The organism is Rodentibacter genomosp. 1, from assembly GCF_001999285.1.
In the GTDB taxonomy this organism is placed as follows: domain Bacteria; phylum Pseudomonadota; class Gammaproteobacteria; order Enterobacterales; family Pasteurellaceae; genus Rodentibacter.
In genome coordinates this window covers 147637-155240 of record NZ_MLHN01000004.1, presented here as the reverse complement: position 1 = coordinate 155240, position 7604 = coordinate 147637, and the positions used below count along the sequence as shown (strand labels likewise).

Here is a 7604-nt window from a genome sequence, read left to right as displayed (position 1 = left end):
AAATTTTTCTTTAGACATTTAAAGAGTCCCTCTAAATAGACACGGTTATCGATGGGTAAATAAACCACATTAACCAATAAAATTGTTTACTATTTTAATTGAAGGAAGAGAATTTTAAGGCTGGCTGGTGCTGATAGGCGGATTTGAACCGCCGACCTCACCCTTACCAAGGGTGCGCTCTACCAACTGAGCTATATCAGCGTTTGGAGCGGGCAGCGGGAATCGAACCCGCATCATTAGCTTGGAAGGCTAAGGTAATAGCCATTATACGATGCCCGCAAGTCCTAAATTCATCTGTCCCATCAGAATTCATCTAAAAGATGGTGGAGGGAGAAGGATTCGAACCTTCGAAGGCTGAGCCAACAGATTTACAGTCTGCCCCCTTTGGCCGCTCGGGAACCCCTCCACGCTAAATGAATGCTTGTTTACGAAAGAATGGTGCCGACTATCGGAATCGAACTGATGACCTACTGATTACAAGTCAGTTGCTCTACCTACTGAGCTAAGTCGGCGTGTCGTAAGCAAGTGAGGCGTATTATATGGAAAAAAGCCTGCCTGACAAGTCTTTTTTCTAAAAAAATTTGTTTTTTTATTTGTTCGTCTAATTTGCAAGCAAAATCGATTGTTTTTGCCGTAATTTTCATCAATTTTAAGAAAAACAATGCACAACAACACATTATAAGGTATATTTTTGGGTATTCTTCAGTACCTTCATATATTATAAATCGTGGAAATTTCTAACCAACTGACCCCATTTCTGTACTTTGATCGAACACAATGGGCAAACTTACGAAAATCAGTTCCCCTAAAATTAACCGAACAAGATCTCAAACCTTTGCTTGGTTTTAATGAAGAACTTTCCCTTGAAGAAGTCAGCACTATTTATTTACCACTTACCCGTTTAATCAATTATTACATTGAGGAAAACCTTCGTCGACAAACCGTGTTAAACCGCTTTCTTGGCGGACAGAATCCTAAAGTTCCTTATATTATTGGCATTGCCGGCAGCGTTGCGGTAGGGAAAAGCACCTCAGCACGGATTTTACAATCTCTCCTTTCCCACTGGCCAAACGAAAGAAAAGTCGATCTTATCACCACCGACGGTTTCCTCTATCCTCTTGAAAAACTTAAACAAGATAACCTTTTGCAAAAAAAAGGTTTTCCTATCTCTTATGACACAGCAAAATTAATTCGCTTTCTCGCCGAAGTGAAATCCGGTAATAAAAATGTCAAAGCACCGATTTATTCCCACTTAACTTACGACATTATTCCCAATCAGTTCAATATCGTAAATCAACCTGATGTATTAATTTTAGAAGGATTAAATGTACTACAAACTGGAGGAAATAAAAGCACTCAGACCTTCGTCTCTGATTTTGTAGATTTTTCGATCTATGTCGATGCAGAAGAACATCTATTAAAAGAATGGTATATCAAACGTTTCTTAAAATTTCGCCAAAGTGCATTTAAAGATCCCAATTCTTACTTTAAACACTATGCTGCCCTTTCAGAGCAAGAGGCAATTACCACTGCAACTCAAATTTGGGAAAATATTAATGGCTTAAACTTACGAGAAAATATCCTTCCAACCCGAGAACGAGCCAATCTCATTTTAACGAAAAGTGCAGATCATGCCGTTGAATTAATCAAATTAAGAAAATAATAAGTGCGGTTGAAAATCACTCTATTTTGTTGCGTACTTTGGAAAAGTGTATGAAAAATTTGACTCAATCAAAAAGATTATCCAAGGATACATTTACTACCCTCCCCGATAAAACCGGTTAGCCAAAAGTAATTTGCTGCGCTTTTTTTGTTTTTTTCACTTTTTGACCCTACCAATGCGACAAAATTTCGCTACAATGAAAACCTTATCAAAAAAACAACAATAAACATAGGATGCAAACACGATGACAGGCGCACAACTCATTATGGCGTGTTTGAAAGCACACCATGTCACCACCCTTTTCGGTTATCCCGGTGGCGCAATTATGCCCACCTATGATGCTCTTTATGATGCAGGACTCGATCATCTTCTTTGTCGTAATGAACAAGGCGCAGCAATGGCTGCCATTGGTTATGCACGTTCTACGGGGAAAGTGGGCGTATGTATTGCCACTTCCGGCCCCGGGGCAACGAACTTAGTAACCGGACTTGGCGATGCCATGATGGATTCCATTCCTGTGGTGGCTATTACCGGTCAAGTGGCCTCGCCCTTAATCGGCACTGATGCTTTCCAAGAAGCAGATGTACTCGGGCTTTCGCTTGCTTGTACGAAACACAGTTTTATTGTGCAAAGTGCGGACGAATTAGTGGATGTTTTCGCACAAGCTTTTGAAATTGCACAGAGTGGTCGGCCCGGCCCGGTATTAATTGATGTGCCACGCGATATTCAAGTGGGTGAAGTGCCCGAGCATATCAAGGCTTATGTCAAAACTCCCGCAAAACCGACCGCACTTTCCAATGAGAATCTTGCGCAAGCGAAAGCGCTCTTAGCCGCTGCAAAAAAACCGGTACTTTATGTGGGGGGCGGCGTAGGTATGGCAAAAGCCGTGCCGGCATTGCGTGATTTTTTAGCACAAACCAATATGCCGTCAGTTTCCACTTTGAAAGGATTGGGCACGATTCATCCTGAAAATGACATTTACATGGGAATGATCGGTATGCACGGTACAAAGGCAGCCAATTTTGCCGTGCAAGATTGCGATTTGTTGCTCGTTTGCGGCGCCCGTTTTGATGATCGGGTGACGGGAAAACTTGATACTTTCGCTCCGCATGCCAAAGTAATTCATTGCGATATTGATGCAGCTGAAATTGATAAACTGCGCCATGCGGATGTGGCTTTACAAGGTGATTTAATTCAGGCTTTGAATGCACTAAAACAACCGCTTGATATTGAACCTTGGCGTGAGTATGTTCGAGAACTCAAAGCAAAATTAGATTTTACTTATATGGATAATGCGGGTGATCGCCCGATTGATCCTTGGGCGTTACTTAACACCCTATCCAAGCGTAAACCGCAAAATGCGGTTGTTTGTACCGACGTCGGGCAGCACCAAATGTGGTCGGCGCAACATATGCAACATTTTGCACCGGAAAATTACCTCACTTCCGCCGGTTTCGGCACGATGGGGTTTGGTTTGCCGGCAGCGGTAGGGGCGAAAAAAGCCCGTCCGCAAGATGAGGTGATTTTAGTCACCGGTGATGGTTCTTTAATGATGAATATTCAAGAGTTAGGCAGTATCAAACGTGGCAATTTAGCGGTGAAAATTTTACTGTTGGATAACCAACGTTTAGGCATGGTGCGCCAATGGCAAGATTTATTTTGGAAAAGACGCCGTAGTGAAACGATTTTAGAAGACAACCCTGATTTTGTGATGCTTGCCAAAGCATTCAATATTCCTGCCGAACGTATTGAACGGGCGGATGAAGTGGATGCTGCACTCACAAGATTGCTTGAAAGCGACACCGCTTATTTATTACAAGTGTGCATTCCGCCTGATGATTGCGTGTGGCCTTTAGTGCCGCCGGGTGCCTGTAATGCGGATATGGTGGAGGAAATGTAAGATGAACAACTATCAAATTGAATTGAACGCCCGCCATCGCCCTGAAGTATTGGAACGCATTTTACGTGTGATACGCCATCGTGGTTTTACCGTTACCACAATGCAAATGGAATTAATTGAGGATAAAGTGCGGTTAAAAATCACTGTAAAATCCGACCGCACTTTGAATTTATTGGTGAATCAATTGGTGAAGTTGCCGGATGTGATGGAGATTAAATAAATGAATACGTGCGTGGATTGTCCCAATCCTAGCTCATACGAAGAATTTAAACGAACTTTAAAAAATTTACTTGGAGAGATTATCAATGCCAAAACTACGTTCAGCGACCAGTACACAAGGTCGTAATATGGCGGGTGCACGAGCCTTGTGGCGTGCGACGGGAATGAAAGAAAACGATTTCGGAAAACCTATTATTGCGGTGGTGAATTCATTCACCCAGTTTGTACCAGGGCACGTGCATTTAAAAGATTTGGGGCAACTTGTTGCAAAAGAAATTGAAAAAGCGGGCGGTGTCGCAAAAGAATTTAATACGATTGCGGTGGATGACGGCATCGCCATGGGGCATGGCGGGATGTTGTATTCTTTGCCTTCCCGTGATTTGATTGCGGATTCTGTGGAGTATATGGTGAATGCTCACTGTGCTGACGCCATGGTGTGTATTTCCAACTGTGACAAAATTACACCGGGAATGTTAATGGCGGCAATGCGCTTAAACATTCCGACCATTTTTGTTTCCGGTGGTCCGATGGAAGCGGGTAAAACCAAACTTTCCGATCAACTTATTCGGTTAGATTTAGTGGATGCGATGATTGAGGCGGCGGATCCGAAAGTGTCTGATGAGCGGATTGATGTTATTGAACGCAGCGCCTGTCCGACTTGCGGTTCTTGCTCCGGTATGTTTACCGCCAATTCGATGAATTGCTTAACGGAAGCCCTTGGCTTAAGTTTGCCGGGTAATGGTTCAATGCTGGCTACCCATGCCGATCGTAAGGAACTATTTTTAAAAGCCGGTCGCCAAATTGTGGAATTATGCAAACGCTATTACGAACAAGATGATGAAAGTGTGTTACCACGTTCAATCGGGACATTTGAAGCCTTTGAAAATGCCATGAGTTTAGATATCGCCATGGGCGGATCAAGTAATACGGTTTTACACTTATTAGCCGCTGCACAAGAAGCCGGTGTGGATTTTAAAATGGCGGATATTGATCGCCTCTCCCGTGTGGTGCCTTGCCTAAGCAAAATTGCACCGAATACCAATAAATACCATATGGAAGACGTACACCGTGCAGGGGGCATTATGGGCTTATTGGGTGAACTCGATCGGGCAGGATTGATCCATAAAAATACCCAGACAGTCTTGGGAATGAGCATGGGCGAACAGCTTGATCAATACGATATTATTCGTAACCAAGATGAAGCATTGCACAAATTCTTCCGTGCAGGACCTGCCGGTATTCGTACAACAGAGGCTTTTTCGCAAGATTGCCGCTGGGATAGCGTAGATAATGATCGTGTAAACGGCTGTATCCGCAATAAAGAAAATGCGATTTCCCAAGAAGGGGGATTAGCTGTGTTATTCGGTAATCTTGCCGAAGACGGTTGTATTGTGAAAACCGCAGGGGTGGATGAATCCATTTGGACATTTAGTGGTTCAGCCATTGTATTTGAAAGCCAAGAAGATGCCGTTGCAGGGATTTTGGGTGGAAAAGTGAAAGAAGGCAACGTGGTGGTGATTCGCTATGAAGGGCCAAAAGGCGGGCCGGGTATGCAAGAAATGTTGTATCCGACCAGCTATTTAAAATCCATGGGCTTGGGTAAAAAATGCGCCCTATTAACTGACGGGCGTTTTTCCGGCGGCACATCAGGACTTTCGATCGGGCATGCCTCACCGGAAGCCGCATCAGGCGGTGCAATTGGTTTGGTGCGTGATGGCGATATTATCAATATTGATATTCCAAATCGTGCTATTAATCTTCAAATTAGTGATGAAGAACTTGCTGCCCGCCGTGCGGAACAAGACGAAAAAGGTTGGGTTCCTGTTAATCGCCAGCGTGAGGTCTCTTTCGCTCTGAAAGTGTTCGGGCATTTCGCTACCTCTGCGGATAAAGGCGCAGTGCGGGATAAAACCCTGTTAAAATAAAATCGTAGGGTGGGTGGATTGATGACATCCACCTCCCTCCTTTATGCGTGAACTTAGGTTCACACACCCTACAAAGTGCGGTTATTTTCCCATGACTTTTAAAAACATTAGCAATATTGACCGCACTTTCGTTAGATGGGGATTAACCCATCAATAATCATCTGACATTTATATTAATGATAGGCAAAAATCTATCCAACAAACAGTATTATGAAAAACCTACTTACTAACCCACAACCGAGCCAAAGCGATTATATCAATGCGATCGTCAAACTTGGCTCACGCGTCTATGAAGCGGCAACGGTCACACCGTTACAAAAAATGGGCAAATTGTCCGAACGTCTTCACAATAATATTTGGATTAAACGGGAAGATCGCCAACCGGTAAACAGCTTTAAATTGCGTGGTGCTTATGCGATGATCTCAAGTCTTTCACCAGAACAAAAAGCCGCAGGTGTGATCGCGGCTTCAGCAGGTAACCACGCACAAGGTGTCGCCTTATCCGCCAAAGAACTTGGCTTAAAAGCATTGATCGTAATGCCACAAAATACGCCAAGCATTAAAGTAGATGCGGTGCGTGGTTTCGGTGGCGAAGTGTTATTGCATGGCGCGAATTTTGATGAGGCGAAAGCCAAGGCAATTGCCCTTTCCAAAGAAAAAAATATGACTTTTATTCCGCCTTTTGATCATCCGCTCGTGATCGCCGGACAGGGTACACTTGCGATGGAAATGTTACAGCAGGTGGCGGATTTGGATTATGTCTTCGTACAAGTGGGCGGCGGCGGTTTGGCGGCTGGTGTGGCGATTCTACTCAAACAATTTATGCCGGATATTAAAGTAATCGGTGTGGAATCCAAAGATTCAGCCTGCTTGAATGCCGCCCTCGAAAAAGGCGAACCCACCGATCTCGCCCATGTGGGATTATTTGCAGACGGTGTGGCAGTGAAACGTATTGGTGATGAAACTTTCCGATTATGTCGTCAATATCTTGATGATATGGTTCTTGTCGATAGTGATGAAGTATGCGCCGCAATGAAAGATTTATTTGAAAATGTGCGTGCTGTCTCCGAACCCTCCGGTGCATTGGGCTTAGCAGGGTTGAAAAAATATGTGAAAAAACATCGTATCGAAAATAAAAATATGGCGGCAATTTTATCCGGTGCGAACCTAAATTTCCACACGCTACGTTATGTGTCCGAGCGTTGCGAAATTGGTGAAAATCGTGAAGCCTTACTTGCCGTCACGATGCCGGAACAACCGGGAAGTTTCTTAAAATTCGTTCAAGTGTTGGGAAATCGGGCGGTGACAGAATTTAGTTATCGCTATGCCGATGATAAACGGGCTTGTATTTTTGTTGGCGTGCGTACCTTGAATGAAGCGGAGAAATCGGACATCATCACTGATCTCACACAAAATGGTTTTGATGTGGAAGATATGTCTGATGACGATATTGCGAAAACCCACGTGCGTTATTTAATGGGAGGACGAGCCGCTAACCCGAGCGAACGTCTATATTCCTTTGAATTTCCGGAACAAAAAGGGGCGTTACTAAAATTCTTAGAAACCCTACAAAATCGTTGGAATATCTCCCTTTTCCATTATCGTGCTCATGGTGCAGACTACGGCAATATTCTCGCCGGTTTTCAATTGGGTGAAACGGCACAAGCCGAGTTTGAGGATACGTTGGAAAAACTCAATTATGTTTATGAAGACGTAACCGAAAGTAAATCTTATCGTTATTTCTTGCGCTAAAAACAAGGTAAAAAAATACCGCACTTTATCCCCCAAAGTGCGGTTATTTTTTTGTTAGCTTGTAGGGACACACTACGTGTGTCCGGATTTTAACCTATTGAAATAATTTGATTTTATAACGGACACACGCAGTGTGTCCCTACAT

At 43.6% G+C, this 7604-nt stretch carries 5 protein-coding genes and 4 tRNA genes; 5 read left to right on the top strand and 4 right to left on the bottom strand.

The features are described from left to right. Positions 1-125: 125 nt before the first annotated feature. The 4 genes from BKK54_RS03180 to BKK54_RS03165 all read right to left on the bottom strand — a co-directional run bounded on the left by BKK54_RS03180 (position 126) and on the right by BKK54_RS03165 (position 512). A tRNA-Thr gene (locus BKK54_RS03180) sits at positions 126-201 on the bottom strand. Between the two features lie 3 nt (positions 202-204). Further along, a tRNA-Gly gene (locus BKK54_RS03175) sits at positions 205-279 on the bottom strand. Between the two features lie 42 nt (positions 280-321). Then, positions 322-406, bottom strand: a tRNA-Tyr gene (locus BKK54_RS03170). 30 nt (positions 407-436) lie between these two features. Then, positions 437-512: transfer RNA gene (locus tag BKK54_RS03165), tRNA-Thr, on the bottom strand. A 215-nt stretch (positions 513-727) separates the two neighbouring features. On the opposite strand from BKK54_RS03165, the gene coaA reads away from it, so the two are divergent. From coaA to ilvA, 5 genes are all read left to right on the top strand, one after another. After that, positions 728-1663 carry a type I pantothenate kinase gene (gene coaA, locus BKK54_RS03160; RefSeq protein WP_077541436.1) on the top strand — a complete coding sequence of 312 codons (936 nt, stop codon included), beginning with the start codon at positions 728-730 and terminating at the stop codon, positions 1661-1663. Between the two features lie 244 nt (positions 1664-1907). Continuing rightward, positions 1908-3563 (top strand): acetolactate synthase 2 catalytic subunit, encoded by a 1656-nt coding sequence (gene ilvG / locus BKK54_RS03155; protein ID WP_077541435.1) that lies wholly within the window; start codon positions 1908-1910, stop codon positions 3561-3563. Position 3564: 1 nt separating this feature from the next. Continuing rightward, positions 3565-3783 carry an acetolactate synthase 2 small subunit gene (ilvM, locus tag BKK54_RS03150; protein WP_077541433.1) on the top strand — a complete coding sequence of 73 codons (219 nt, stop codon included), beginning with the start codon at positions 3565-3567 and terminating at the stop codon, positions 3781-3783. 85 nt (positions 3784-3868) lie between these two features. Beyond that, positions 3869-5707, top strand: coding sequence for a dihydroxy-acid dehydratase (ilvD, locus tag BKK54_RS03145; protein WP_077541431.1), 1839 nt, complete (start codon positions 3869-3871; stop codon positions 5705-5707). Positions 5708-5917: 210 nt separating this feature from the next. After that, on the top strand, positions 5918-7459 hold the full coding sequence (gene ilvA, locus BKK54_RS03140) for a threonine ammonia-lyase, biosynthetic (RefSeq protein WP_077541429.1): 1542 nt from the start codon (positions 5918-5920) through the stop codon (positions 7457-7459). The last annotated feature ends 145 nt before the right edge of the window (positions 7460-7604 follow it).